The sequence below is a fragment of the Streptomyces gobitricini genome, from assembly GCF_039532985.1.
Lineage (GTDB): Bacteria > Actinomycetota > Actinomycetes > Streptomycetales > Streptomycetaceae > Streptomyces > Streptomyces gobitricini.
Window position 1 is genome coordinate 35,622 of sequence record NZ_BAAASR010000026.1, and the last position, 26,232, is coordinate 61,853.

The 26,232-nt window shown below is 73.1% G+C and carries 24 protein-coding genes; 11 read left to right on the forward strand and 13 right to left on the reverse strand.

Annotated elements, in window-relative coordinates; all coding sequences use genetic code 11:
• Position 1: 1 nt before the first annotated feature.
• From ABD347_RS22810 to ABD347_RS22830, 5 genes are all read right to left on the reverse strand, one after another.
• A complete protein-coding gene (locus tag ABD347_RS22810) occupies positions 2-4,381 on the reverse strand; it encodes a polymorphic toxin-type HINT domain-containing protein (RefSeq protein WP_344364350.1) in 4,380 nt (1,459 codons plus the stop codon).
• Between the two features lie 256 nt (positions 4,382-4,637).
• A complete protein-coding gene (locus ABD347_RS22815; RefSeq protein ID WP_344364353.1) occupies positions 4,638-5,744 on the reverse strand; it encodes a hypothetical protein in 1,107 nt (368 codons plus the stop codon).
• Between the two features lie 145 nt (positions 5,745-5,889).
• Positions 5,890-6,519 carry an RICIN domain-containing protein gene (locus ABD347_RS22820; protein ID WP_344364354.1) on the reverse strand — a complete coding sequence of 210 codons (630 nt, stop codon included), beginning with the start codon at positions 6,517-6,519 and terminating at the stop codon, positions 5,890-5,892.
• 33 nt (positions 6,520-6,552) lie between these two features.
• A complete protein-coding gene (locus ABD347_RS22825; protein ID WP_344364356.1) occupies positions 6,553-7,185 on the reverse strand; it encodes an RICIN domain-containing protein in 633 nt (210 codons plus the stop codon).
• Between the two features lie 88 nt (positions 7,186-7,273).
• Positions 7,274-8,854 (reverse strand): AbfB domain-containing protein, encoded by a 1,581-nt coding sequence (locus ABD347_RS22830; RefSeq protein ID WP_344364359.1) that lies wholly within the window; start codon positions 8,852-8,854, stop codon positions 7,274-7,276.
• Between the two features lie 883 nt (positions 8,855-9,737).
• Here ABD347_RS22830 and ABD347_RS22835 point away from each other — a divergent pair.
• The 7 genes from ABD347_RS22835 to ABD347_RS22865 all read left to right on the forward strand — a co-directional run bounded on the left by ABD347_RS22835 (position 9,738) and on the right by ABD347_RS22865 (position 15,800).
• On the forward strand, positions 9,738-10,589 hold the full coding sequence (locus tag ABD347_RS22835) for a HipA family kinase (protein ID WP_344364361.1): 852 nt from the start codon (positions 9,738-9,740) through the stop codon (positions 10,587-10,589).
• Positions 10,586-10,969 (forward strand): DUF3037 domain-containing protein, encoded by a 384-nt coding sequence (locus ABD347_RS22840; protein WP_344364363.1) that lies wholly within the window; start codon positions 10,586-10,588, stop codon positions 10,967-10,969. Before ABD347_RS22835 ends, ABD347_RS22840 begins: the two co-directional genes overlap by 4 nt.
• A gap of 146 nt (positions 10,970-11,115) precedes the next feature.
• Entirely contained in the window at positions 11,116-11,877 is a 762-nt protein-coding gene (gene fabG / locus ABD347_RS22845) for a 3-oxoacyl-ACP reductase FabG (protein WP_344364365.1), read from the forward strand.
• A 17-nt stretch (positions 11,878-11,894) separates the two neighbouring features.
• Complete coding sequence (locus ABD347_RS22850; RefSeq protein ID WP_344364367.1) at positions 11,895-12,662, forward strand: SDR family oxidoreductase; 768 nt, start codon at positions 11,895-11,897, stop codon at positions 12,660-12,662.
• A 119-nt stretch (positions 12,663-12,781) separates the two neighbouring features.
• Positions 12,782-14,359, forward strand: a complete 1,578-nt coding sequence (locus tag ABD347_RS22855; RefSeq protein ID WP_344364370.1) for an ABC transporter substrate-binding protein — start codon at positions 12,782-12,784, stop codon at positions 14,357-14,359.
• A 116-nt stretch (positions 14,360-14,475) separates the two neighbouring features.
• Positions 14,476-15,159 carry a uracil-DNA glycosylase gene (gene ung, locus ABD347_RS22860; protein WP_344364372.1) on the forward strand — a complete coding sequence of 228 codons (684 nt, stop codon included), beginning with the start codon at positions 14,476-14,478 and terminating at the stop codon, positions 15,157-15,159.
• A 176-nt stretch (positions 15,160-15,335) separates the two neighbouring features.
• Positions 15,336-15,800, forward strand: a complete 465-nt coding sequence (locus tag ABD347_RS22865; RefSeq protein WP_425575742.1) for a hypothetical protein — start codon at positions 15,336-15,338, stop codon at positions 15,798-15,800.
• Between the two features lie 296 nt (positions 15,801-16,096).
• Here the strand turns inward: ABD347_RS22865 and ABD347_RS22870 are convergent, their stop codons facing one another.
• Positions 16,097-16,588, reverse strand: a complete 492-nt coding sequence (locus ABD347_RS22870; protein WP_344364374.1) for a hypothetical protein — start codon at positions 16,586-16,588, stop codon at positions 16,097-16,099.
• Between the two features lie 88 nt (positions 16,589-16,676).
• Positions 16,677-17,267 (reverse strand): TetR/AcrR family transcriptional regulator, encoded by a 591-nt coding sequence (locus ABD347_RS22875; RefSeq protein WP_344364377.1) that lies wholly within the window; start codon positions 17,265-17,267, stop codon positions 16,677-16,679.
• An 88-nt stretch (positions 17,268-17,355) separates the two neighbouring features.
• Between ABD347_RS22875 and ABD347_RS22880 the strand changes: the two genes are divergently transcribed.
• Both ABD347_RS22880 and ABD347_RS22885 read left to right on the forward strand, forming a co-directional pair.
• Positions 17,356-18,603: an FAD-dependent monooxygenase gene (locus tag ABD347_RS22880; RefSeq protein ID WP_344364379.1), complete on the forward strand. Its 1,248-nt coding sequence runs from the start codon at positions 17,356-17,358 to the stop codon at positions 18,601-18,603.
• A gap of 10 nt (positions 18,604-18,613) precedes the next feature.
• Positions 18,614-19,522, forward strand: coding sequence for a Gfo/Idh/MocA family protein (locus ABD347_RS22885; RefSeq protein WP_344364380.1), 909 nt, complete (start codon positions 18,614-18,616; stop codon positions 19,520-19,522).
• Here the strand turns inward: ABD347_RS22885 and lnt are convergent.
• The 6 genes from lnt to ABD347_RS22915 all read right to left on the reverse strand — a co-directional run bounded on the left by lnt (position 19,443) and on the right by ABD347_RS22915 (position 24,442).
• Positions 19,443-21,041, reverse strand: coding sequence for an apolipoprotein N-acyltransferase (lnt, locus tag ABD347_RS22890; protein WP_344364382.1), 1,599 nt, complete (start codon positions 21,039-21,041; stop codon positions 19,443-19,445). The two genes, ABD347_RS22885 and lnt, sit on opposite strands and share 80 nt — an antisense overlap.
• 56 nt (positions 21,042-21,097) lie before the next feature.
• The gene (locus ABD347_RS22895) at positions 21,098-21,556 is read right to left on the reverse strand and encodes a nuclear transport factor 2 family protein (protein ID WP_344364385.1); all 459 of its coding nucleotides are present in this window, start codon (positions 21,554-21,556) and stop codon (positions 21,098-21,100) included.
• A 68-nt stretch (positions 21,557-21,624) separates the two neighbouring features.
• Positions 21,625-21,840, reverse strand: coding sequence for a hypothetical protein (locus ABD347_RS22900; protein ID WP_344364387.1), 216 nt, complete (start codon positions 21,838-21,840; stop codon positions 21,625-21,627).
• A 347-nt stretch (positions 21,841-22,187) separates the two neighbouring features.
• Complete coding sequence (locus ABD347_RS22905; RefSeq protein WP_344364390.1) at positions 22,188-22,367, reverse strand: hypothetical protein; 180 nt, start codon at positions 22,365-22,367, stop codon at positions 22,188-22,190.
• 128 nt (positions 22,368-22,495) lie between these two features.
• Positions 22,496-23,371, reverse strand: a complete 876-nt coding sequence (locus ABD347_RS22910; protein WP_344364393.1) for an undecaprenyl-diphosphate phosphatase — start codon at positions 23,369-23,371, stop codon at positions 22,496-22,498.
• A 339-nt stretch (positions 23,372-23,710) separates the two neighbouring features.
• Positions 23,711-24,442, reverse strand: a complete 732-nt coding sequence (locus ABD347_RS22915) for a TVP38/TMEM64 family protein (RefSeq protein WP_344364395.1) — start codon at positions 24,440-24,442, stop codon at positions 23,711-23,713.
• A 351-nt stretch (positions 24,443-24,793) separates the two neighbouring features.
• Here ABD347_RS22915 and tuf point away from each other — a divergent pair, with 351 nt between their 5' ends.
• Both tuf and ABD347_RS22925 read left to right on the forward strand, forming a co-directional pair.
• A complete protein-coding gene (tuf, locus tag ABD347_RS22920) occupies positions 24,794-25,975 on the forward strand; it encodes an elongation factor Tu (RefSeq protein WP_344364397.1) in 1,182 nt (393 codons plus the stop codon).
• On the forward strand, positions 25,972-26,208 hold the full coding sequence (locus ABD347_RS22925; RefSeq protein ID WP_344364400.1) for a hypothetical protein: 237 nt from the start codon (positions 25,972-25,974) through the stop codon (positions 26,206-26,208). Before tuf ends, ABD347_RS22925 begins: the two co-directional genes overlap by 4 nt.
• Positions 26,209-26,232: the final 24 nt, after the last annotated feature.

A 26,232-nucleotide genomic window follows, 5' to 3' on the forward strand; every position in this document is an offset into this window, starting at 1 on the left:
CTCACTTCCAGTTGGGGAGCAGGTGGAAGCTCTTGTAGTGGTCGAACGTCACATAAGCGAGCCCGTCGTCCGAGTAGACCAGCCGGGTCCCCGGCTGCTTGGACCGCTTCATCGTATTGGTGAGTCCGATGTCCGCTTCGTACCACGTCCTGCCAGGGTAGTCGGGCAGCAGCCCGTCCTCGTTCCGGAAGGTGTCGCCGCCGATCTGGGCGTCCTTGAGGTGGTTGCCCAGGGCCTTGCCCTCCTCCCAGCCGGCCGCCTTGGCCTGGTCCTTGGTCACGTAGTGGCCGGGCAGCTTGCCCGTCTTCTGCAGGCTCTCGATCAGCTCGTTGGCCATTTCGGCGGTCTTGAGGGCCGCGCCGTAGAGCTTGCACGTGGAGTTGTGCGACAGGACCGGCGCGGTACCCGCCAGCACGTAGTACGTGTGCAGGTCGTCGACCGTCAGGTTGTGGACCCGCAGCGGCTGGTTCCAGGCACGCACTCCGACGAGTTCCCGCGTCGAGCCGTCGGGCGTACGCAGCAGGTCGCCGGCCACGAGGTCGGCGGCGTCCACCCAGTCGTGGCGGTTGACGACCCAGAAGGGGTGCCCGTCCGTGGCCGTGAGGGTGCCGGTGGCGTCGCCGGCCGCACCGTCGGTGTCGACGGTCAGCGTCCGCAGGGACTTCCGCCCCTCGCCGGTGATCAGCCGGGTGACGGCACGCCCACCGGAGTCACCGGTGGCGGGGTCGGTCGCCAGGACCCGTTCCCCGACGCGTATGTCCTTGATCTGCTTGTACGTGCCGTCGGCCATCAGCACCCTGGTGGCCGGCGTGAAGCTGTTGCCGGGGTCCGGGCACGGGGGGTTCTTGCGGAACTTGTCGATCAGCGCCTGGCTCTCGGAGACGAGCTTCTTCGCCGCGGCCGACTTGTCGAGGAAGTCGTCGAGGCCACCCACGATGCGCGTGAGAGCCTTGGCGATCGCCGGGGTCTCCTTGATGACCTTCAGCGCCTTGCCCCAGGGAAGGGCACCGACCACGGCCCAGAAGCAGCTCTCGAAGTTGCCCTCGGTGAAGCACTTCTTGATGTCCTCGAAGAGCAGGTCGACGATGATCTGGCCGCCGTTCTCGAGCAGGAAGTCGAGAATGTCCTTGTCCGCGAGGGCGCGGGCCTTCTCGAAGTCCTCCGGCGATTTCCCGGCGGCCTTGAGCGCCTCGATCTCCCAAGGGGTCAGCTTCGTGGTGCTGCCCTTCTGCTCGGCCGCCTTCGCCGCCGCCTCTCGGGCCTTGCGTTCTTGCTCGCGCTGGTACTCCTCGGCCTTCTTCGCCGCCGCGTCGGCCTCGCGGGCGTACGTGTTGGCGTTCTTCGCGGCGGCCTCGGCAGACTTGGCGTGGCCCTCGGCGGACTCGGCGAACTTGTTCGCGTCGGCGGCGTCCTTCTCGGCCTGGGCGGCGGCACCCTGGGCGACGCTCGCCTCGTGCTCGGCCAGGTTCGCGGCGCTGTTGGCGGCCACCGCGTGGCTGTCGGCCTCGGCCGCGGCGCCCCGGGCACGGGCCGCCTCCGCCTCCGCCTGGTTGGCGGCGTTGCGGGCGGCGGTCGCGTCCGCGTACGCCTGGTTGGCGGCCGAGCGGGCGAGTTTCGCGTCGGCCTGTGCCTGTGCGTCCGCCTGGTTGGCGCGGGCCGCGGCCGCGCGGGCCTTGGCGCCTTCCTCGGCGGCCTGCGCCGCCGACTTCATGGCCGCGGCGGCGGAGCGCGCGGCGTCCGCGGACGAACGCGCCGCATCCGCAGCCGCCTTGAACGCCGGGGCGACCTGGGCGTTCGCCCGCTTGGCCGCGGCCTCGGCGGCCTCGGCGGCCATGACGGCCTCCGCGGCCTTCGCCTCGGCCGAGGCGACCTGCTCCGCGCCCATCTCCTCCGCCGCGGCGCCGAGCGCGGCGGCGAAGTCGGCGTCGACGTCCTTGCCGGCGAACGGCGCGGTCAGCACGATGGCCGTGTTGGCCGGCTCGGCGATGCCGGCGGCCGTGCTGCGGGCCGCGGCGGCGGCCGTGACGGCGATCGTGGACTGGACCCGCGCCATGGCCGCCTCGCGGACGGCGCCCTGGGCCTCGTCCTTAGTGCGGTTGGCGGCCTGGAGGGAGTTGTTCGCCTCCATGGCGGCGAGCCCGGCGAGACGGGCGGCCTCGTGCGCGGCGATGCCGGCGCGGGCCTCCTGCGCCGTGGCCTCGGCGGCCTTCTGGTTGGCGCGCTGGGCGGCGGCGCGCGTGAGAGCGGCCTCGGCCTCTGCCTTGTTGGCGGCGGCGTTGGCGGCGGCGGCAGCTGCCTCGGCCTTGTTCGCCGCGGCGTTGGCTCGCGCGGCGTGGGCGGTGGCCTCGGCGGCGGCGGCCCGTGCGCGGGCGGCAGCGCCCGCGGCCTCCGTCGCGGCGGAGCGGGCACGTACGGCCGCGCCGCTCGCGGTGTCGGCGGCGCTCCGGGCCTGACCGGCGGCGGCGCTCGCGGTGTCGGCGTCGGCGCGGGCCGCGTCCGCGGCGGCGCGGGCGACACCCGCGTCGATGGTGCCGCGGCCGGCGGCGGCGAGCGCCTCGGTGGCCTTGGCGCGGGCCTCCTTGGCCTGGTGGTTCTGTTCCGCCTTGAAGGCGGCGTTGCGGGCGTTGCGGGCGTTGGTCTCCTCGGTCCGCGCCCGGCGGTCGGCCTCGGCGGCGACGCCGTCCTGGTGGGCGGCGTCCGCCCGCGCGGCGGCGGCCGTCGCGGCGGCCGCCTGTGCCTGGGCACGGGCGGCGGAGGCGGTACGGGCCTCGGCCTCGGCGCGCGCGCGTGCCGCCGCGGCGATGTCCCGCTCCCGCTCGGCCCGTGCCCGGGCGGCGGCGGCGAGGTCGCGCTCGCGTTCCGCGATCACGCGCTGCTCGGCCGCGATCTTGGCCTGGCGCTGCGCCTCGATACGGGCGTCACGGGTCTTGCGGGCGTGCTCCCACGCCTCGCGCTCCGCCTGCTCGGCCGCCAGGCGTGCCGTCTTGGCACGCGCGGCGGCGGTCGCGGCGATCTTCGCCTGGGTCCCGGCGGCCGCGGCCAGCCGGGCCGCGGCCTTGGCGTGCTCCTCGGCGTTGGCGCGCCACTTGGCGGCCTGCTGCGCGTGCAGTTCGGCCTGGTTCTTGGCGTTGAGGCCGGCGGCGTCGGCGGCGGTGGCGTCCACCGCGTGCCGGGCGGTGGCGGCGGCCTTCGCGGCGGCGTCCGCCGCACCGGCGATGCCCGTGGCGACCTCGGACCACTGGGTGCCGTGCTCCAGGCCGGTCTCCACCAGCACGTCGGCCTGCACCTTGGCCTGCGCCGCGGCGACCTGCGCCGCCCTGGCGGCGTCCTCGGCGTACCCGACCTGACGTGACACCTCGGTCTTGACCGGGCCGTAGTCCGACAGGCGCTTGCCGGCCCGGTCGGCCGCCAGCATCCGGTCCGCCTCGCGTGCGGCCGCCGCTGCCGACGACATGGCGTTGGAGGCGTTCTTCAGCGCCTTGACGGCGTCACCGTGAGCCGCGATCAGTTTGGTGCGGGCCTCGGCGGCGGCGGCGGCCTTGCGGGCCAGTTCGCGCAGCTTCTCCGCGGCCTCCAGGGCCTCTTTCTGCGCCTTCTCGTGCGCGGCCCGGTCGTCGGCGTCCTGCGTGGCCGCGACCTGGTAGCCCTTCTCCAGGAACTCCGCGATCACCGCGTCGTCCTTGGAGTCCAGCGCGGCCTGTGCGGCGCGCTTCACCGCGGGCCCGCCCACCGATGCCAGCATCTCGACGCGCTTGCGGTTCTCCTCCGCCCGCTTCGCGGCGTTCTGCTTGTCCGCCTCATCACGCTGCTTGGCGATGTCGGCGCCGAAGGCCAGGAAGTCGGCGCGGTCCTGCGCCGTGCCCTTCAGAACCCGCTCGACCTCGGAGTTGAAGACGGAGCCGCCGGTGCCGCGCAGCGCCTCGATCTTCCGGCGGTTCTCCACGTCGACGCCGGCGCGCTTGTCCTTGGCGCGCTGCCGTGCCTCGGCCTCCCCGTGCTGCAGGAAGGCGCGGATGGCGTTCGGGTCGGTGCTCGCCAGCGCCGCCTTCGCGGCCTCGCGGACCTCTTCCTCCTCGTCGAACTCCGCGAAGTCCTCGACCAGTTGACGGTCCCGCTCGGCGCTGATCCGGTCGAGCTCGGACGTGGCGGCGGGTGCGGGCGCGGTGTCGCTCTGCGGCTTCACCGCTTCCGCGAGCCGGTCCAGCGACTGGAGCGTCCGCGTCAGCGACATCTGCTCGGTGCGTACGGAGGTCGCGGCGGCGGCCTCACCGGTGACGGTGCCGAGCACCGCCACGGCGATCGCCGCGGACACCGCCTTCCGTACGTGCGCGGCCACGCCGACGCGCAGCCTTCCGGCCCTGGGCCGGATTCTTCCCCTCACGGGAATCCCCCTAGACGAATGATCGAGAAAATCCCGCCCCGGTCATGGGCGGGCGGTCGTTGGCCGGCCGGAGTTCCGGGTTCGGCCCCGGTCACGGGCCGGCCGGAGTTCCGGGTTCGGCCCCGGTCACGGGCCGGCCGGAGTTCCGGGTTCGGCCCCGGTCACGGGCCGGCCGGAGTTCCGGGTTCGGCCCCGGTCACAGGCCGGCCGGCTCCCCGGCTCCGGCCCGGGCGACGGGCCTGCCGGACTTCCTGATTCAGCCGCGGGCACGGCTCTCACCGTCCTGGGCGCGGTCGAACATGGACTTCCAGAACGCCGCCGCCTCGTCCGCCGAGGCCCGCTCCCCGGACCAGGCGGCCTCGTGGGCGCCGGCGGTGCCGGAGATCGCCTGCCAGAGGCGTTCGGCGGACTCACGGGACAGCTGGGCGACGGTCCGCCAGTTCTCCGCCTGGGCGGCAGCGGCGGCCTGTTCGGCCTGCCAGGCGCGCTGCGCCGCACCGGCGTGCTCGGACACCGCCTGCCAGGCGCGCTCGGCCTCGGCGCGGGCGCGGGCGGCGTCCGCCGCGCCGGCGACGGCCGCCTCGGCCGCCGTCGCCTCCGCGATCAGGTGGGTCAGCGTGTGATGGCGGACCGCCTCCGCGTCGGCCACCCGGGTGCGGTGGGCCGTCAGGTCCAGCGTGGCGCCGGTGGCCCAGCCGTAGCCGAAGAACTCCGCCACGTCGTCGTCCGTGGCCCCCGGCCGCAGCGCCCACTGGGCCGCGACCCGCACCTGCTCGCCCGGGTCCTGCGCGCCGAGAACGCGGACGAACTCGCGGTCGGCGCCGGCGACGTCCAGCCGCTGCTGCTCGCCGGCCTCGCGCGCGGCGCGGTCGCGGCGCTGGGCCTCGGCGTACCCGGAGGCGACGAACGCGGCCTGCTCGGTGACGCTGCCCTTGAGCGCCCGTGTCGCGGCGGCCCGCACGTGCGGGGAGAACTCCGCCGTGTGGGTGGCGATCACCCGCTGGCAGAACGCCTTGTTGCGGGCGCGGGTGTCCCGTGCCCGCTGTTTCGCGGCGTCGAAGCCGCCACCGGGGGCGAGCCACTCCAGGAGTGCCTGGTCACCCCGGGAACTGCGCAGCGCGTTCCACGCCGAGGTCCGCACCTCGGCGGCCGGGTGGGTCTTCGCCATCGACGTCACCCGCTTCCGCGCCTCCTCGACGGCCGCGGCCAGCTCCGGCGACAGCTCCTGCGCCTGCGTCGGCAGGCCGGCCGGTACGGCGCCGGCCGTGTAGGCCACCCTCTGCGGTCCCGCGGCCGGGGCGCCGGCCCACGCCGGTACGCCACCCGCGAGGGCGATCGCTCCTGCCAGTGCGCCGACGGTCACCGCCCGCGCGCATCTCCACTGACGACTCAACTCAAGGCCCCCTCGGGAAGTGAAGTACGGTTCACGGCCGCCGGGGCGGCGCCGCGGGTGCGGCTCCGCCCCTTCGCGGCGTTCAACGGGCGCACGCGTGCGCCGTCAGGCCGAGTCACGCGACCGGCCGGACCTGCCACAGCTGGGCGTCGGTGCGGTTGCAGGTGTAGAGCTGGGCGTCGACGCCGTTGTCCTGCTTGGCGCTGGGAACGTCGACGCACATCTCCTCGGCGTGCGCGGGCTGGAGCTCGTACAGCTTGCGTACGGGGTCCACCAGCAGCATCCGCCAGCGCTGGTGCGTCCCCTGGCCGCAGGCGAACTGCTGGACGGCCGCGCCGGCCTTGACGCTCTTGCCCTGGATCTCGAGGCACTTGCCGCTCTTGACGGAGCGCATCTCGAAGGTTCCGCCGGTGTGGGCGACGGCGTTCCACTTCTGCGAGTCGGTGCTGTTGCAGGCGTACTGCTGGACGTTGATGCCGTCCGTGGTCTTGCCGCCCTCGATCTCGAGGCACTTGCCGCTGTGGGCGGCGGTGAAGGTGACGACCTGCTGGGCCATTTTGGCGCGGGCGAGGGCCTCCGCCCGCGCTGCGACGGCGACGGCCGACGCCTCGCGCGCCGCCTCGGCGGCGGTGCCGGCGGCGGTGGGCGTGCCGGGGTCACCGTCGGCCTGGACGGCGGTGGCCGTACCGGCGAGGACGGCGACGGCCGCGCCCGCGGTCAGGACGGCCCGGAAGATCCGAGACATGTGGGGATCCGTTTCTCTCGCGTGTACGGGGGCTCAGGCGGCCGTGACGGGGTGGACGCGCCACTGCTGGGCGGGCGTGCCGTTGCAGGCCCACAGCCGCGTGACGGCACCGTCCGCCTTGCTCGCGGACTCGACGTCCAGGCAGCGGTTCGTGCCGAGGGCCGTGTGGGCGGGCCTCAGCTCGTACAGTTCCTTGGCGATGTCGACCATGACGAGGCGCCAGCGCTGGTTCTGCTTTCCCACACACCACCACTGCTGGACGGCCGTGCCGGTCGTGGTGCCGGCGGCCTCCACGTCCAGGCACTTGCCGCTGTGCCCGAAGCGCAGTTCGAAGGTGCCGGCGCCGCTGGGGACCATGTCGACGCGCTGGTTCTCGGCGTCCGCGACGCAGGTCGACTGGACGCTGTTGACGCCGTTGCGGAGGCTGGCGTTGGGGGTCGTGAGGCACTTGTCGCTGTGGACGGCCCTGAGCTGTACGGCCGAGGGCGTCGAGGCCGCGGTGGCGGCGGCCCTGACGTCACCGGCGTCCACGGAGGCCGTGGACACGGTGGTGGCGGTGGGGGTCGGCTGGGGGCGCGCCTCGTCGGCGACGGCCACGGTCACGCCGACGGCGAGCGCGGCGACACCGGCCGCGACGGCCAGGGCGGATCGGACGATCCGGGACATGGGGTGCTTCCGTTCTTCTCAGGTCTGAAGGGGGAGGGCCTGGCGGGCGGGTGGCCGGCGCGCGAGCGGGTGGCCACCGCCCGCGCGGTCAGCGCGCGAGCGGGGTGACGATCTTCCAGGAGGCGTCCTGGGCGAAGTCCTTCTCGACGTCGAAGCGGTTCTTGGCGGACTTGTCGGCCACGAAGAGGTCGCCGTAGTACTCGCGCAGGAAGCGGCCGGGCCGGCCGGCCGACTCGAAGGAGGTGCCGGAGCCGCTCAGCCCCTTCTTGGCGCACCAGGTGGCGTCCTTGCGGAACTGCGCGCTGTTGTCGCTCGCGGCCATCCGGACCCGGAGGTCCTTGTGCGTGAGGTAGTGGCCGAGCTTGCGGGAGGACTCGAAGGAGTAGCAGCCCGGGGAGCCGTTGAGGGCGGGGACGACGACCCAGGTGCCGTCCTCCCGGTCGGCCTGCTTGGAGCCCGTGGACAGCGGGGCGATGAACGCCTCCCCGGCGTCGGGCGTGGACTGCCGGACGTAGAAGCCCGCCGGCTTGCCGCTCGCCGGCTGGAACGACTGGCGCTTCGCCCGGTACTGGCTCTCCGCGGTGAGGAACTTGGCAATGTCCTCGTCGGTGCCGGCCAGCGCCTTCTTCGCGGTGGTGACCAGGTGAGGGTTGACGCCGGTCTTCTCGGCGGCGGCCTGGATCTGGATGGCGAGCCGGCGGTTGGCGTCGGCGATCTGCTTGCGGCGCGCCGCGTCGTCCTTCTTGTACGCCTCTTCGGCGCCGGTGTGGATGAACTGCTTCCACACGGCCGGGTCGGGGCTGAGCACCGCGCGCTGCGCCGCCGCGTACAGCTCGCCGCTCTTGGTGTCGGCCGGTGCGACGCGCAGCAGTTCGCGGATGAAGTTGTCGTCGCTGAGGGCGAGCATGGCCTCGGACGGCGTGATGCGGAACAGTGCCGCCGCGTTGGTGCGGGCGGCGAGCTCCTTGCGGCGCTCGGCCTCCGCGCGGTCCCTCTCCTCCAGCTCCTTCAGCTCGTTGGCCACGTCGCGCCGGTGGGCCTCGCGGGCGCCGTTGGCGATGAACTCCCGCCAGGCGGCGGCGTCTCCGGCGAGGGCCGTCGCGGCGGCGGCGCGGACCTCGGGGCCGGCGGCATCGTGCCGCAACACGGCGCGGATGAAGTTGTCGTCGCTCAGGTCGAGCAGGTCGGGGCTGTTCGGGATGCCGATGGCGATCAACGCCTGGGACTTGGCGAGCCGGGCGGCGCGCGCGGCGTCGGCCTCGTCCTTCTCCCGCTGCTTGTCCACGGCGTACGCCTCGTGGATGCCGGTGACGATGAACTGCACGTGGTCGTCGGCCGATTCGCTCATCATGGCGGCCTCGGCGGCCTGGCGCACCGCGTCGAAGGTCTCCCCGCCGTCGTGGGCCTTCTGCCAGAGGGCGTGGATGAAGTCGTGGTCGCTGAGCAGCAGTACGTCCGGGCTCGGCTCGAGGCGCACCACGGCGGCGGCGTCGACCCGCTGCGTGTCGGTGGTGCCGATGCCGGCCGTCGCGGCCGGGGCGGCCGGCGGGGCTGCGACGGCGGCCTGCGGCGCGGCGACGCCGGTGACGGAGGCGAGCGCGGTGGCGGTCACGAGTCCGCGCGTGACGGCTCTCCGCACGCGGGCGGAGTTCGTGTTGCTGTTCTTCATTCTGGTTCTGGTCCCCCTGCTAGGTCCCGCACGCGGTTCCCGAACGCGTGCCAGGTGGTCGGGGCGCAGTCTTGGAGATCACCCGGGGGGAGTCAAAGTGGAATTGACAGCTCCTGTCCGATCACCTGCCGGTATGGCTGCTTAATGGGCCCCTTGGCGCCAATTTTTGACTGAAAGGCGACTTGTGCGAACCGGCTCAGAACTCACGGGTAACACGGAAGGTGTTGCTCCATTTGATGCGCCACCAGGGAGTACGACCACGCGCGGCATGCACCGAACGGTTCTGTCCCAAGCGGCATACGGCTCGACCCGGTCCGCCGCCCGACCGGATTGCGTCGGTCCGCATTCGTGCGGGACATGTGAGGAAAAAATGTGGGCCGGTACACATCAACAAAGTCACCCTTGCTGATGCCTTACCATTCGCCGCCCAGGCTCCGCTTCGGCCGCCGCCCACCGACCGGGCGAGAGTGCCGCCATGACCGATCCCCCGACTTCCCAGGCTCTTCCGGCCGCCCCCACCACCCCGGCCGTCCATGTCACGCGCGATGGTCCCGCGCTCTGGACGGAAGGCCTGGGTCGGTGCCGGGAGTTCGGCGGTGCCGCTCGGCGTTGGTGATGAGCTCGCTGAGTCCGTCGTGACGTCGGCGCGACGGCTCGGGCTCTCCTCACTCGCGATCACCCTCGGTTACTATGCTCACTTCATGCCGGAAGCCGGCGGCAAGAGGCACGGCACCGCCGACGGACTCCTCGGGGGCGGGGGGACCGGCTTGCCGGCCGGGACTCCCCGGATTCTCCCCGGCGTCGTCGACCGCGGCCCCCGCCTCTGCGCCCCGACGAAGCCGTCCGTGGATGGTAAGGCTGAAGAGATGGGTGGCCTGGAAAAGTGTTGGAAGAGGTCGTAGCGACCCGCTATGTCACGCCCCTGCGTGAGGGCGGCTCGCTCCCCGGGATCGTCGAGGCCGACGATCTGGGCACGTACGTCATGAAGTTCACCGGCGCGGGGCAGGGTCGCAAGACCCTCGTGGCCGAAGTCGTCTGCGGGCAGCTCGGCCGTCGGCTCGGCCTGCGCGTGCCCGAGCTGGTCACCATCCAGCTGGACCCCGTCATCGGCCTCGGAGAGCCCGACCAGGAGGTGCAGGAACTGCTCAAGGCGAGCGGCGGACTGAACCTCGGCATGGACTACCTGCCGGGCTCCATCGGGTTCGACCCGCTCGCCTACGCGATGGACCCGGCCGAGGCCGGCCGCGTCGTCTGGTTCGACGCCCTGATCAACAACGTCGACCGCTCCTGGCGCAACCCCAACATGCTGGTCTGGCACGGCGAACCGTGGCTGATCGACCACGGCGCCACCATGATCTGGCACCACAACTGGCCGGGCGTCCAGGCCTCCGCCGCCAAGCCGTACGACGCCTCCGACCACGTCCTCGCCTCCTTCCGGCCCGACATCGACGCGGCCGCCGCCGAGCTCGCCCCCCTGGTCACCGAGGAACTGCTGACCGAGGTCGCCGCCGACGTCCCCGACGAGTGGCTGGCCGGCGAGCCGGGCTTCGACACGGCCGACGCGCTGCGCCGCGCCTACGTCGAAGCACTGCTGCCGCGCGCCGCCACCATCCACGAGCGGATCACCCTCGGGAAGCGGACCGAGGGGGGACCGTCCCGGGCGCCCGGGTGGCTCACCGATCACCTGGCCCCCTGGCCGCACCCCACCAAGAACGGCAAGGACGGCAGCGAGTGAACGACCGGGACGTCTTCGAGTACGCGCTGCTGCGCGTCGTACCGCGTGTCGAGCGCGGCGAGTGCTTCAACGCCGGCGTGGTGGTCTACTGCCGCGCCAAGGCCTTCGTGTGCGCCCGCACGCACCTGGACGAGGTCAAGCTGCGGGCGCTGGATCCCGCGGCCGACGTGACCGGCGTACGGGCCGCCCTGCGCGCCGTGGAGGGCGTCTGCGAAGGCGGCGAGCAGGCGGGGCAGGCCGCGCGCGACGACGCCGGGCGGCGCTTCCGGTGGCTGATCGCGCCGCGCTCCACGGTCGTCCAGCCGGGGCCGGTGCACACAGGGCTGACCGCCGATCCGGAGCGCGAGGCGGAGCGGCTGCTCGACCTGCTGGTGCGCTGAGTGACCGGGCGCACCCGGTGGGCCGTTGACACCGGGTGCCAGGGTCTCTAGCGTCTCGTCTGCTGAAGGTACTAAGCGGTCGCTCACCGGCGTGGACGTCGCCGGCCGAGCCGCTTATCCGGGATCCAAGGGCGAGGAGAACCAGCATGTCCACCACCGAGCAGCGCGTCGCCGTCGTGACCGGGGCCGCGCGGGGCATTGGCGCCGCCACCGCGGTCCGGCTCGCGGCCGAGGGTCGCGCCGTCGCCGTACTCGACCTCGACGAGGCAGCCTGCAAGGACACCGTCGAGAAGATCACCGCGGCGGGCGGCAAGGCCATCGCCGTCGGCTGCGACGTCTCCGACGGCGCCCAGGTGGAGGCCGCCGTCGCGCGCGTCGCCGCCGAGCTCGGAGCGCCGACGATCCTCGTCAACAACGCGGGCGTGCTGCGCGACAACCTGCTCTTCAAGATGAGCGAGTCCGACTGGGACATGGTCATGAACGTGCACCTCAAGGGCGCGTTCCTGATGGCCAAGGCCTGCCAGAAGCACATGGTCGACGCCGGTTTCGGCCGGATCGTCAGCCTCTCCTCGTCCTCCGCGCTCGGCAACCGCGGCCAGGCCAACTACTCCGCCGTCAAGGCGGGCCTGCAGGGCTTCACCAAGACCCTCGCCAAGGAGCTCGGCAAGTTCGGCGTCACGGCCAACGCCGTGGCGCCCGGCTTCATCGTCACCGAGATGACCGCGCAGACCGCCGAGCGTGTGGGCATGGGCTTCGAGGAGTTCCAGGCCGCCGCCGCCACCCAGATCCCCGTCCAGCGCGTCGGCAGGCCCGAGGACGTCGCCAACGCGATCGCCTTCTTCACGGGCGACGACGCCGGCTTCATCTCGGGCCAGGTCATGTACGTGGCCGGCGGCCCGCTCAACTGAACGGAAGGGTGACGGACATGACCGCACAGGAACTGCCCCCGCTGTCCGGCAAGGCCGCGCTCGTCACGGGCGCCAGCCGCGGCATCGGCTACGGCGTCGCGGAGGCGCTCGTCGCCCGCGGCGACCGCGTCTGCATCACCGGCCGTGGTGAGGAGGCGCTCAAGGAGGCCGTGGAGAAGCTGGGCGCCGACCGCGTGATCGGTGTCGCCGGCAAGGCCCACGACGAGGCGCACCAGGCCCTCGCCGTGGAGCGCGCCATGGAGGCGTTCGGCCGCGTCGACTTCCTGATCAACAACGCGGGTACCAACCCCGTCTTCGGGCCCATGGCCGACATGGACCTGAACGTCGCGCGCAAGGTCTTCGAGACCAACGTCATCTCGGCGCTCGGGTTCGCCCAGCAGACGTGGAAGGCGTGGCAGAAGGAGAACGGCGGTGCGATCGTGAACATCGCGTCGGTCGCCGGAATCGCGCCCTCCCCGTTCATCGGCGCCTATGGCATGAGCAAGGCGGCCATGGTCAACCTGACCCTCCAGCTGGCGCACGAATTCTCCCCCGGGGTCCGCGTCAACGCGATCGCCCCGGCCGTCGTGAAGACGAAATTCGCCCAGGCCCTCTACGAGGGGCGGGAGGCCGAGGCGGCGGCCGCCTATCCGCTGGGCAGGCTCGGGGTGCCCGAGGACATCGGCGGGGCCGCGGCTTTCCTCACCTCCGACCAGTCGGACTGGATCACCGGTCAGACACTGGTCGTCGACGGCGGAATCTTCCTCAATGCCGGAGTCGGATGATCCGGTTTCCCCCGGTTGACCGCTGAATGCCGCGAGTGCCCCGCCCGGCCACCACATTGACCCGGCGGGGCGCTGCGGTATGGTCGGCCGACTCATGGCTGAACGAGGAGCGTGCGCACGTGTTCAACCGGACCAGTCTGCAGGCGGCTGCAGCCCTTGCGTCCATATCCCTGCTGGCGGGATGCGGTCTTTTCTCGGGGGATGACGCCGACGGGGAGAACAAGATCGTCGTCGGTACGACGAGCGAGCCGAGCACGCTCGACCCCGCCGCCGCCTGGGACGGCTCCTGGGAGCTGTACCGGAACGTGTTCCAGACCCTCCTGAGCTTCCCGACCGGCAGCGCTACCCCTCAGCCGGACGCGGCCGAGTGCAAATTCAGCGACACCGTGAGCAAGGTCTACGAATGCCGGCTCAAGGACGGGCTGGCGTTCTCCGACGGGGGCAAGCTCGACGCCCGCGCCGTGAAGCACTCCATCGACCGGATCCGCACGATCGACGCCGAGGGAGGCCCCGGCCCGCTCCTCGGGTCCCTCGACAAGATCGTGACCAGTGGCGACCGGACGGTCACTTTCCACCTGAAGGAATCGGACGCCACGTTCCCGTTCATCCTGGCCACGCCCGCGATGTCCATCGTCCCACCGGACAAGTACCCGGCGGACGCGCTCCGTGAGGACGGCAAGCTCACCGGTTCCGGCCCCTACGTGCTGAACAGCTACGAGGTGGGCGCCAAGGCGGAGCTGGCCAAGAACCCCACGTACAAGGGGTTCGCCAACCGCAAGAACGACGCCGTCACCATCCGGTACTTCAAGGAGTCCGAGGCGATGGTCGGCGCTCTGCGGAAGAAGGAGATCGACGCCACCTACCGCGGTCTGACCGCCGAGGAAGTCGTCCAGCTGCAGGAGAAGAAGCCGGAGAACGAGGGGCTCCAGCTGGTCGAGTCGACCGGCGCGGACATCCGCTACCTGGTGTTCAACGCCAAGGACCCGTCCGTGAGCAAGCTCGCCGTCCGCCAGGCGATCGCCCAGGTCATCGACCGTGACGCGCTGGTCGCCAAGGTGTACCAGGGCACCGCCGAACCGCTGTACTCGATGGTGCCCAAGGGCATCGCCGGACACACCACCGCCTTCTTCGACCGGTACGGCGACCCCGACATCGACAAGGCGGGCGAGCTCCTGGACGAGGCGGGTGTCGACGCGCCGGTCGAGCTGACGCTCTGGTACACCACCGACCGCTACGGCTCCGGTACCGAGGAGGAGTTCAAGGAGCTCAAGCGGCAGCTGGAGGCCTCCAAGCTGTTCCGCGTCACCTTGCAGGGCAAGCCGTGGAAGGAGTTCCAGGCGGGCTACCAGAAGGGCCAGTACCCCGTCTTCGGCCGTGGCTGGTTCCCGGACTTCCCGGACCCCGACAACTTCATCGCCCCCTTCGTCGGCAAGGACAACGTGCTGTCCACGCCGTACGTCCGGCCGGAGATCACCGACCAGTTGCTGCCCAAGTCGCGCAAGGTCAGCGACCGGGGAGCGGTCACGAAGGAGTTCGAGCGGGCGCAGGAGATCCTCGTCGACGACGTCCGGCTGCTGCCGCTGTGGCAGGGCAAGCTCTACATCGCGGCGAGCGAGGAGATCGCCGGCGGTGAGCGTGCGCTGGACCCGCAGACGGTCATGCAGATGTGGGAGCTGCAGCGCAAGACCAGTTGGTGACCGAGTGGGTGGGTGACTGAGGCGGGGCGCGGGCGGCCGGCCGGGGGACCGTTGTCAGTGGTCACCGGTAAGTTCGGTGAACAGACAAGGCGATCACCCCACCGGAGGTTGTTGACGTGACCGACACCGACATGCTGCCCGAGTCCTGGCGCGGCGTACTCGGAGACGAGCTGCAGAAGCCGTACTTCAAGCAGCTCACCGAGTTCGTCGAGGAGGAGCGGGCGAAGGGGCCGGTCTACCCGCCGCGCGAAGAGGTGTTCGCCGCTCTCGACGCCACTCCGTACGACAAGGTCAAGGTCCTCATCCTCGGCCAGGACCCGTACCACGGCGAGGGGCAGGGGCACGGGCTGTGCTTCTCCGTGCGGCCGGGCGTCAAGACCCCGCCCTCGCTGCGCAACATCTACAAGGAGATGCGGGAGGAGCTCGGGCATCCGGTGCCGGACAACGGCTATCTGATGCCGTGGGCCGAGCAGGGGGTCCTGCTCCTCAACGCGGTGCTGACGGTCCGGGCCGGCGAGCCGAACTCCCACAAGGGCAAGGGCTGGGAGAAGTTCACGGACGCGGTGATCCGCGCGGTGGACGCGCGGCCCGACCCCGCCGTCTTCGTCCTGTGGGGCAATTACGCGCAGAAGAAGCTGCCGCTGATCGACGAGACCCGCCATGTGGTGGTGAAGGGCGCGCACCCCTCGCCGCTCTCCGCGAAGAAGTTCTTCGGCTCCCGCCCCTTCACACAGATCGACAAGGCCGTCGCCGACCAGGGGCACGACCCCATCGACTGGCGCATCCCCGACCTGGGCTGATCCGGCCCCCGCGCTCGTCCCCCGTGCTCGTCCCCGGCGTGGTTCCCCGACGGCGCCCTCCTCGCTGTGCGCCCAGCCTGAGCGGGAACGCGGGTGACTGCGGATAGCGTCGGAACACCGACCCCCCATGCCTCGCCGGCCGGGGCCGGGTCGCCGACGGACGAGTGGAGGCCGCAGTGCGGGAGCAGCAGCAGGACGCGTCGGACGCGCCGGAGGACGCCGTTCTGACCAGGATCGGGCAGACGATGATGCTGCTCCACGGAGGGGACCGGGAGGAGGCCCGCAACCGCTTCGGCCGGCTGTGGGAGCAGCTCGGTGCGGACGGCGACCCCCTCCAGCGTTGTACCCTCGCGCACTGCATGGCCGATGCCCAGGACGACCCCTACGACGAGCTGGCCTGGGACCTGCGGGCACTGACCGTCGCGGAAGAGGTCGGCGGCCATCACGTGGCGATGCGGGCCCTGTACCCCTCGCTGCACCTCAACCTCGCCGCCGACTACGTCAAGCTTCGGCGCCCGGATGCCGCGCGGATCCACCTGGACCGTGCCCGTGAGGCCTCGGACACCCTGGACGACGACCGGTACGGGGCCGGCGTCCGCGCCGCGATCGCCCGTCTGGCGAAGCGCCTGGCGGCCGAGTGACCCCTCCGGCGGGCGGGCCCGCCGCTGTGACCACGCTCCGCGGGCGCGGAAATGCCCGCCCAGGGCGTGGGACCGCCCCGGGCGGGGCGCGCCGCCCGCCGGGCGGTCCCGGGGGCGCGGGACCGCGCGAGGTGCGGGCGGGGGGCGTCGGCCCCGGGGCGGGGTGCGGGCCGGGGGCGGGGCCCTGCGAGGTCCGGGCCGGGGCGGGACCGTGCGGGGGCGGAAGCGGTGGCGGTCCCGCCGGGCCGGGGCTGTCCGCCCCGGGAGCGGGGGACCGGAGCGGACCGCCCGCCCGGTCAGTGGCCGTAGGCCTCCCGGCACAGCCGGGCCTCGCGGCTGTGGGGGTCCCAGCCGCCGTGGCTCCGGCCCAGCGCGCAGATGTCGGGGACGGTCCCCGTGACCGGCACGGACGGCACGGGCGGCACGGCCGGGGGAGGGACCCCGGGCAGCTGCTCGTGCAGCCGTTCGGGTGCCGGCAGCCGGGGCGGCCGGTCGGCGGGCGGTGCGGAGCGGGAGGCGTCCGGCGGCGCGGCGGCAGGCGCGCCGCCGGACCCGGTCCCGGCCGGGGGCCGCGGCGCGGGCTTTGCCGCGGGCGGCGGCAGCGCGGCCTCCAGGGCCTCCCGGGCGGGGCCCTCGACGATCTGGGGCGCGACGTCCTGCTCGGCCGGGCGGCTCGCCTCGGGGGCGGCCGGTAAGGGAGCGGGGCCCGAATCCACCGCCACGCAGCCGGACACGGCCGCCACGGCCACGGTCGCCAGGGCCCTCGCTGTGATTCTGGTTCGATGCACCCCGCAACTCTGGTCGGTCACCAGCCCCTTGGGGATCGCTACTCGCGGTTATTGCTCCGCAAGGGTGATGGGTGTGACCGGCGGATGATCAGTCCCCGGGCGTATGGCGGCCGCCGAGCATGCCGTCGAGCAACTCCCCGAAGCCGACGCGCAGTTCCTCCGCGCTCGGTACGGCGGAGTGGAAGGACCCCACCGCACAGGAGAACATCAGCCCCTCGCACCAGGCCACCAGGGACAGCGTGTGCCATTCCGGCCGGGGCGAGCCCGCCCCCCTCATCAGCGCGGTCAGCGGCTCCCTGAACCGGCGGCCGGTCTCGTCGTAGAACGCGCGCAGCTCGGGGCGGCGGGTGGCCTCCAGGCCCAGCTCGTAACGGGCGACGAGCAGCTCGCGGTGGCCGGTCAGGTAGCGGTGGAGCGCCAGGGACAGGGCGTCCAGCAGTCCGTCCAGGCCGGCGGCCGGTACCGGCATCTCCTCGACGGTCAGGACCTGCGCCTCCCGGTCCGCGAGGCGCCGGACCGCCGTCTCCAGCAGCGCCTGCCGGGTGCGGGCGTAGTTCGACGTCGAGCCCTGGGGGAGCCCCGCGGCCTCGTCCACCGCGCGGTGGGTCAGTCCGCGCATGCCCCGCTCGGCGAGCAGGGTCAGGGCGGCGTCGGCGATCAGGTCGGCACGTGCGGTCATACGGACAACCTACCGCCCGCACTACATCCGTAGTACGGTGCAGGGACAACTACAGCTGTAGTTACGTTCTCGGTATACCGGAGGAGCCATGGACAACCGGACCGCCACGCCCCACGCCGTCGTCATCGGCAGCGGCATCGGCGGACTCACCGCCGCCGTCGCCCTGCACGCCCGCGGCTGGCACGTCACCGTCCTCGAGCGCGCCGCGTCGCTCCAACCGGTCGGCGCCGGTATCGGTCTCGCGCCCAACTCGCTGCGCGCCCTCGACGTCATAGGCGTCGGTGACGAGATCCGCGCCCTCGCGACCTGGCAGGGCGACGGCGGGATGCGCACGCCGAGCGGCCGCTGGCTCGCCCGTACGAGCGCGAAGGCGGCCGTCGAACGGTTCGGCGACCTGCTGGTCCCGGTCCACCGGGCCACGCTCATCGACGCCCTCGCCTCCCGCCTGCCGGACGGAGTCGTGCGCACCGGGTCCCCCGCCACGCTCACCGACCCGGGAGCGGCCACCGAGGGCCGCCGCGCCCAGGTCACCACCCCGGACGGCGACATCGAGGCCGATCTCGTGATCGGCGCCGACGGCATCAACTCCGCCGTGCGCCCCGCCCTGTTCCCCGGGCACCCCGGTCCCTCGTACGCGGGCCTCACCACCTGGCGCGTCGTCGCCCCCACCCCCGACGGGCCCTTCGACCCGCACGAGACCTGGGGCCGCGGAGCCCTGTGGGGGACCCAGCCGCTCACGGGCGGCCGCGTCTACGCCTACGCGGCGGCCGCCGCCCCCGCCGGCGCCGCCGCCCCGGACGACGAACGGGCCGAACTGCTGCGCCGCTTCGGGACCTGGCACGACCCGATCCCCGCCATCATCGACTCCGTCGCCCCCGACCAGGTCCTCCGCCACGACGTCCGCCACCTCACCACCCCGCTCCCCGCCTTCCACCGCGGCCGGACCGCCCTGCTCGGCGACGCCGCCCACCCGATGGCGCCCACCCTCGGCCAGGGCGGCAACCAGGCCATCGAGGACGGCGTCGTCCTCGCCCACCATCTGCCGCCCCACGGCGACCTCGCCGCCGGGCTCGCCGCCTACTCCGCCGCCCGCGTCCCACGCACCACCGGCATCGTCCGCGCGTCGGCCCGCGTCGCCCGGCTGCTGACGCTCACCAGCGCCCCGGTCGTGGCCCTGCGAGAGGCCCTGATGACCCTGTCGCGCTTCGGCCCCGGCCTCGCGCTGCGCACCTTCGACGGCATCGCCGACTGGCGGCCGCCCCAGCACACGTATTCTGACCAGGCGCAGGCGCAGGCGCAGGCGCAGGGGCACGAAGGCGGGCGCGTACGGCGATAGGGAGAGCACTGTGAAGATCGGCTGCATCGGACTCGGCGACATCGCGCAGAAGGCCTACCTGCCGGTGCTCGCCACCGTCCCGGGCGCCGAACTGCACCTCCAGACCCGCACCCCGGCCACCCTCACCCGGGTCGGCGAGACCTTCCACGTGCCCGTCGGCCGACGCCACACCGACCTGGACTCGCTGCTCGCGGCCGGGCTCGACGCCGCGTTCGTGCACGCCCCGACCTCCGTGCACGCCGAGATCGTCACCCGGCTGCTGGACGCGGGCGTGCCCACGTACGTCGACAAGCCCCTGGCGTACGAACTCGACGACTCCCGCCGCCTGGTGGAGCTCGCCGAGCGGCGTGGCGTCGGCCTCGCGGTCGGCTTCAACCGCCGCCTCGCGCCCGGCTACGCGCAGTGCCTGGACCACCCGCGCGAGCTCATCCTGATGCAGAAGAACCGGATCGGCCTCCCGGAGGACCCGCGCACCCTGGTGCTGGACGACTTCATCCACGTCGTCGACACCCTGCGCTTCCTGCTGCCCGGCCAGGTCGAGCACACCGACGTACGGGCCCGGGTCCGCGACGGCCTGCTCCATCACGTCGTGCTCCAGCTGTCCGGCGACGGCTTCACCGCCATCGGCATGATGAACCGGATGAACGGCTCCACCGAGGAGATCCTCGAAGTGTCCGGGCAGGACACCAAGCGCCAGGTCCTCAACCTCGCCGACGTCATCGACCACAAGGGGCAGCCCAGCGTCCGGCGGCGCGGCGACTGGGTGCCGGTCGCCCGCCAGCGCGGCATCGAGCAGGCCGTGCACGCCTTCCTCGACGACGTACGGGCCGGGAGAACGCTCAGCGCCCGGGACGCACTCGCGACCCACGAGCTGTGCGAGCGGGTGGTACGGGAGTGCCTGGAGCAGTCCGCCGCCTGACCGCCCGGCCGCCCTCGACGGCACACAGCGCGACCAGCACCGCCACGGCCCCGTACACCGCCCAGTCACCGAACCGGATGTAAGGGGTCGTCGCACCCGCGAGCGGAACGTCGTACACCGCGGCCGCGCTGCGGTCCGTACCGAGCGGTGCGCCGACGCGGCCGCCGTCCGGGCCGTACACCGCGCTCACGCCGGTGAGCGTCGCGTGCACCATCGGCCGTCCCGTCTCGGCGGCCCGCAGCGCCGCCAGCGAGGCATGCTGCCCGGGCGCCCAGCTGTCCTGGAACGTCGACGTAGCCGACTGCGCCACCAGCAGCTGCGCGCCCGCCCGGACCAGGTGCCGGCTCATGTCGGGGAACGCCGTCTCGAAGCAGACCAGCGGGCCCAGCCGCAGCCCCTGCTCACCGACCGTCATCACCACCGGCCGGTCCCCGCGCCGGCGGTCCTCGGTCGCCGCCTTGCCGACCGAGGTGGCCCACCCCAGCGCCGAGCGGAAGGGGACGTACTCGCCGAACGGCACCAGCCGCATCTTGTCGTACCGGTCGCCGGTGGTGCCCTCGGGGCCCACCAGGACGCTGCTCTTGTAGATGCCCGGCCGGTCGGCGCGGCGCGCGTCCACGTTGACCAGCACCTCGGCGCCGACCTGCCGCGACAGCGCCGAGAGCCGGTCGGCGTACGCGGGCCGCGCCGTCAGGTCCGCGCCGACGCTGCTCTCGCCCCACACCACCAGGTCCACGTCATCCCGCCCGGCCAGCTCCCGCGTCAGCTCCTCGCCCCGCGCGAACCGCCGCTCCGCCCCGCCCACCCCGTTGATGACCCCGGGCTGGACGACGGCGACCCGGACCTGCCCGGTCGGCTGTGGGGCCGGAGCCCACCACGCCGCCGCTCCCACGGCGACCGCGCACACCACCACCCCGGCGACGGCCGTCGCACGCAGGGTACGAACGGACACCAGCAGGGTCACCGCCGTGTTGACCGCCACCACGAGCAGACTCACCAGCCAGACACCGCCCAGCGACGCCACCCGCAGCGAGGGCGGCACCTGCCACTGGCTGGCACCCATCAGGCCCCAGGGGCCGCCCAGTCCCTCCCACGAGCGGACAAGCTCGATCATCAGCCAGCCGGACGGCACCACGGCGAGAGCGGCCGCCGCACGCGCGCGTGACGGCGTCCCGGCCAGCATCAGCCTCACCAGCAGCCCCCACGGTGCCCACAACAGCCCCAGCAGCGCGGCCAGGAGCAGGATGAACACATGAAGGCTCGGTGTCAGCCAGTGGTGTACGGCGAGTGTGAAGCCGATGCCGCCCAGCCAGCCGTCCAGCGCCGCACGACGCCCGGTGGGGGCGGTGCGGATGAGCAGCATCCACGGCACCAGCGCGAGGTACGCCCACCACCACAGCGACGGCGCGGGAAAGGCGAGCGCGGGCAGCGCCCCCACCACCACCGCGGCCGCGCCCCGCCACCACGGCGACGTCACCAGCCGCGCCGCGGCGCCCCGCCGGCCGACCGCGATCCGCATCCCGCGCCTCCTCGCGCAGTGGGGCTCTCCTGATGCCTCCAGTGTGCGGGAGCCGCTCATTCCGCCGACAGTGCGCCTCGGGCGCGCCGCCACTTCTCGTGCGCCACCACCGTGCGCAACCGCCAGCCGCCCTCCGTGCGCGCCAGGACGAACGTGTACCGCCCGCCGGAGACGGAGCCGTCCCCCGCCTCCGTCCGCATGGGGCGCAGGTAGTCGGCCAGCGCCTCGGCGCTGTCGCCGGGGTAGCCGCCCAGGTCCTCGATCGAGACGCGCCGGTTGACGACGAGGAGCTGGCGTACGGGGAAGGACCGCAGCGTCTGCGCCAGCCAGTCCGCCACCTCACCGGCGCGCCCGGCGACACCGCCCGCATCCCGGTAGTCGGCCCGCCCGTCCGTCGTGAACAGCCCCCGGTAGGCCGCCCAGTCCGCGTCGTCCACGGCCACCGCGTACCGGGTGATCAGTTCGTCGATGGCGAGCCGGTCCATCAGGGTCGCGAGGTCCACACGCTGCGTCATCGCCTCAGTGTCGGACAGCGGAAGCCGGGTGGCCAAGAGCCGTGCACGCCCGTCCCCGGCACCTCCGGTCAGGCCGCTTCCCAGTGGTGGGCCCGGCCGCCCCGCCACTCGACGAGGTGCGGGTCGTCCAGCGAGATGTCGGCCTCGTCCAGCCCCGCGCGCCGCAGGAACTCCATGAGGTCCGCGTCGTTGTGGGCGAGCCCCGCGATCCGCCCGCGAATGGTGACGCGCCGCCCGCCCCCGGGGGAGGGGCGGTGCACGACGACGGGTGCCTGCCAAGCCATGGGACCAGGGTGCGCCGCGCGGCGCGTGATCGCAGCACGAGCCGACCGCCCCGGCCCCGGCGACGGTCCGTTCACACGGGGTGTGAATGAAGTACGTGCATATATGCGCCGCGCGCCCTCGCACCGGGCTCCACCGCGCGGGAGGCTCATGGGGCGTGTTCGGGACGGAGGACCCGGGCATCGGGCCGCCGGTCACCCCCCTGCCGGCGGCCCCCGCCCATGCGCTGCGGCGATCCGCGAGCCGGACCAGTCAGGGCGCCGGCGACCGCCCGGAAGGGCGGGGCGGGCTAAAGGGCGGGGCGGGCAGAAGGGCGGGGCTGGCTAAAGGGCGGGGGCCGCCAGCGGGCCTACGCGGCTTCGGTGACGTCCCCCTGCTGCGACGTCCGCGCCCACTGGAGCACCAGGGCGCTGTAGATGCGCTGCTCGTCCGGCGACAACCGCCCCCCGGCGCGCACCCACAACTCACGGATCGCCGCGTTCAGGGCATCGGCGTCCGGGGTGGGCAGGTCGGCAGGGTAGGGGGTCATGGCACCCAGCGTAGGCGGACGGCCGGGGCGCCTGGCTACTTCCCGGGGCGCTTTGTGACGAACCTCCCCCGGCGCGGGCTCGTGTGGGCGAACTCTCATCGCCCCGAGCCCGGCCGGGTTCCGCACGGTCAGCCGCCCGACTCACCGGCGTGGGGGCTGAGGACACCCATCCCGACCAGCGCGAACAGCACCAGGCCGAGCACGATCCGGTAGATCACGAACGGCATGAAGCTCTTGGTCGTGATGAACTTCATGAACCAGGCGATGACCGCGTACCCGACGCCGAAGGCGACGACCGTCGCGAAGATGGTCGGGCCCCACGACACGTGCCCGCCCTCGGTCGCGTCCTTGAGTTCGAAGAGACCCGACGCCAGTACCGCCGGGATGGCGAGGAGGAACGAGTACCGGGCCGCCGCCTCACGGGTGTAGCTCATCAGCAGACCACCGCTGATCGTGGCTCCGGACCGGGACACGCCCGGGATCAGCGCCATCGCCTGGCACATGCCGAAGATCAGACCGTCCTTGACGCCCAGGTCCTTGAGTGTCTTCGGCTCCGGCGCGGCGCGGTGGCGGCCGCCCTCCTCCACGCGGGCCGCCAGCCGGTCGGCGATGCCGAGGACGATGCCCATCACGATCAAGGTGGTGGCGATCAGGCGCAGGTCCCGGAAGGGCCCCTCGATGTGGTCCTTGAGCGTGACGCCCAGCACACCGATCGGGATGGAGCCGACGATGACCAGCCAGCCCATCTGGGCGTCGTGGTCGCCGCGCATCGCCTTGTTCGTCAACGAACGGGACCAGGCGGAGACGATCCGCGAGATGTCCTTGCGGAAGTAGATGAGTACGGCCGTCTCCGTACCGATCTGGGTGATCGCCGTGAAGGCCGCGCCGGGGTCGTGCCAGCCCGCGAAGGCCGCGGTGAGGCGCAGGTGCGCGCTGGATGAAATGGGGAGGAACTCCGTCAGCCCCTGGACGAGCCCGAGGATGAGTGATTCGAACCAATTCATGGGGCTACGGCCGTCCCGAATGTGCTCGTGCGGTCAATGGGGGGCGGCCGTTGATCGACGGCCGGTCGGTGCGCAGCGTACAGCCCTTAAGTGAATGAACCGGTCCCGGACCCGATCGGCCCCGGCACCGTCCACGACGGCGCCACCGCGCAGGGCAACCCGCGGGGCGCCGACGGGGCCCGGCCGACAGCCACCGGGATCCACGCCGCGCGCATGCGGAGGGGCCGCACCCGCCCGGTGGGGGGCCGGTGGGGGCGGCGGCCGGGGAGCCGGCGGAAGGAGCACCGGACGCGCCGCACCCCGACGCGCCTCGCCGGGCACGCCTCACCCGGACGGCGTTCACGGCCTGTGGTTCACCGGCTGGGGTTCACGGCTGCGCAGGCGGTGCCGCTTGCGCCAGGCGACCACCGCCGCGCACAGCCCGCTCAGCACGATGAACCCCATCGCGAACAGGAAAGCGGGCGAGGTCGGTGACGCCGCCTCGCTCCCCGCCACCACGTAGGCCGCCGTGTTCGGGATGGACCCGAGCCCCGTCGCCAGCAGGAACGGCAGGTACCCCATGCGCGACACGGCTGCGCAGTAGTTGGCGGCGGCGAACGGCACCCCCGGGAACAGCCGGATCGCCAGCATCGAACGGAACCCGTGCCGGCTCAACTGGCCGTCCGCCGCCTTCAGCCAGCGCCCGCGTACCAGCGGCCGCAGCGCGTCCCGCCCCAGCAGCCGGCCGAGTGTGAACGCGATCCCGGCGCCCAGCACCGTCCCGGCGACCGCCGCCACGAGCCCCGCCTGCGAGCCGAACAGCGCGCCCGCCGCCAGGTTCAGGACCGGCCTCGGTACGAAGGCGGCGGTGCACAGCCCGTACGCCAGCGCGAACAGCACCACCGCGCCCACGCCGCCCACCTGCGGTGGCCACCCCGCCGACAGCAGTCGCTGGGGCTCGTACAGCACCACCGTCACCGCGGCGGACGCGAGGACGGCGAAGAGCAACGACAGCCGCGACCACGGCGACAGAAGAGCGCGGGAGCAGCGGACGGCGAGACCGGCCTGAGGCCTGGCGACGGGGTCGAGCATCCGGGGAGACTAACCGACGGGGCCCGGTGATCGCCGTAACGTCCGCCTCACGCGGGCTGCACGGGCCCCGGCGGCCACATCGGCACCACACGCCCCGCCGGTACCGAAATTCGGTCGACGCGCCCACCCGTCTCAGCCATGATCGGCACATGTTCCGGTACGCCTTCCTCGCAGCGTCGTCCGCGGTCGCGGACGCGCCGAAGGCTGCCGTCACCCCGGCGCTCCTGATCCTCGACGGCGCCCGAAGCTGACCCTCCCCGGATCGTCCGGCGGACCCCGCAGGGGGAGGGTCGGCAAGGCCGCGGGGTCCCCTCAAACGCTTCGAGTTCCGGGAAGGAACCGCCAACAGCCATGTCCAGGACGGCATACGTGCGGACCAAGCCGCACCTCAACATCGGCACCATGGGCCATGTCGACCATGGCAAGACCACCCTGACCGCCGCCATCACCAAGGTCCTCAGCGAGCGCGGGACCGGCACCTTCGTGCCGTTCGACCGGATCGACCGGGCACCGGAGGAGGCGCGGCGCGGTATCACCATCAACGTCGCGCACGTCGAGTACGAGACGGACACCCGCCACTACGCGCATGTCGACATGCCGGGCCACGCCGACTACGTCAAGAACATGGTCACCGGCGCGGCCCAGCTCGACGGGGCGATCCTCGTGGTCTCCGCGCTCGACGGGATCATGCCGCAGACCACGGAGCACGTCCTGCTCGCCCGCCAGGTAGGCGTCGACCACATCGTCGTCGCCCTCAACAAGGCCGACGCCGTCGACGACGGCGAGGACGCGGTGCTGGCCGACCTGGTGGAGCTGGAGGTGCGGGAGCTGCTCACCGCGCACGGCTACGGCGGCGACGCCGTCCCCGTCGTACGGGTCTCCGGGCTGAAGGCCCTGGAGGGCGACCCGCGCTGGACCGGTGCCATCGAGGCGCTGCTGGACGCGGTGGACACCTATGTGCCGATGCCCGTGCGGTACGTGGACGCGCCGTTCCTGCTGCCCGTGGAGAACGTGCTCACCATCACCGGTCGCGGCACGGTCGTCACCGGTGCCGTCGAGCGCGGGACGGTACGGGTCGGCGACCGTGTGGAAGTGCTGGGCGCGGACACGGAGACGGTCGTCACCGGACTGGAGACCTTCGGCAAGCCGATGGAGTCCGCCCAGGCGGGCGACAACGTGGCGCTGCTGCTGCGCGGTGTACCGCGCGACGCGGTCCGGCGCGGCCACGTGGTGGCGGCCCCCGGCAGCGTCGAGCCGCGCCGCCGCTTCACCGCGCGGGTCTACGTCCTGTCCGGGCGCGAGGGCGGGCGTACCACGCCCGTCACGACCGGCTACCGGCCGCAGTTCTACGTCCGTACCGCGGACGTCGTCGGTGACGTCGACCTCGGGGAGGTGGCCGTCGCGCGCCCCGGCGACACGGTCACCATGACCGTCGAGCTGGGCCGGGACGTCCCGCTGGAGCCGGGCCTCGGGTTCGCGATCCGCGAGGGTGGCCGCACCGTCGGCGCCGGGACGGTGACCGAGGTGCTGTGAGCGCCGCCGCCCGTCTCCCCCGGAGCGACACCCGGGTGGAGGCGGGCAGCCGGCCCCCGTCCGGCGGGGCGCGGGTGCGGCGGGCGAGATGGCCGGTGACGTACCGCGGGTACGGCGGTGCGGCGGGCGAGGAGGCCGGCGGCGGGCCACTCCTCACCCTGTCCGTCGCCGTGAGCCGCGCGACCGCCGGGCACCCGGCCGCCCGGGGCGTCGGCGCCGTACGGGCACAATGAGGCGGTGAACCGCCCCCGGCCCGA

Coding starts and splice junctions, on each gene's coding strand:
- ABD347_RS22820 (WP_344364354.1), bottom strand. CDS start 6,519: ATGTCTCGGATCTTCCGGGCCGTCCTGACCGCGGGCGCGGCCGTCGCC.
- ABD347_RS22825 (WP_344364356.1), bottom strand. CDS start 7,185: ATGTCCCGGATCGTCCGATCCGCCCTGGCCGTCGCGGCCGGTGTCGCC.
- ABD347_RS22830 (WP_344364359.1), bottom strand. CDS start 8,854: ATGAAGAACAGCAACACGAACTCCGCCCGCGTGCGGAGAGCCGTCACG.
- fabG (WP_344364365.1), top strand. CDS start 11,116: ATGTCCACCACCGAGCAGCGCGTCGCCGTCGTGACCGGGGCCGCGCGG.
- ABD347_RS22850 (WP_344364367.1), top strand. CDS start 11,895: ATGACCGCACAGGAACTGCCCCCGCTGTCCGGCAAGGCCGCGCTCGTC.
- ABD347_RS22875 (WP_344364377.1), bottom strand. CDS start 17,267: ATGACCGCACGTGCCGACCTGATCGCCGACGCCGCCCTGACCCTGCTC.
- ABD347_RS22880 (WP_344364379.1), top strand. CDS start 17,356: ATGGACAACCGGACCGCCACGCCCCACGCCGTCGTCATCGGCAGCGGC.
- lnt (WP_344364382.1), bottom strand. CDS start 21,041: ATGCGGATCGCGGTCGGCCGGCGGGGCGCCGCGGCGCGGCTGGTGACG.
- ABD347_RS22895 (WP_344364385.1), bottom strand. CDS start 21,556: ATGACGCAGCGTGTGGACCTCGCGACCCTGATGGACCGGCTCGCCATC.
- ABD347_RS22900 (WP_344364387.1), bottom strand. CDS start 21,840: ATGGCTTGGCAGGCACCCGTCGTCGTGCACCGCCCCTCCCCCGGGGGC.
- ABD347_RS22905 (WP_344364390.1), bottom strand. CDS start 22,367: ATGACCCCCTACCCTGCCGACCTGCCCACCCCGGACGCCGATGCCCTG.
- ABD347_RS22910 (WP_344364393.1), bottom strand. CDS start 23,371: ATGAATTGGTTCGAATCACTCATCCTCGGGCTCGTCCAGGGGCTGACG.
- ABD347_RS22915 (WP_344364395.1), bottom strand. CDS start 24,442: ATGCTCGACCCCGTCGCCAGGCCTCAGGCCGGTCTCGCCGTCCGCTGC.
- tuf (WP_344364397.1), top strand. CDS start 24,794: ATGTCCAGGACGGCATACGTGCGGACCAAGCCGCACCTCAACATCGGC.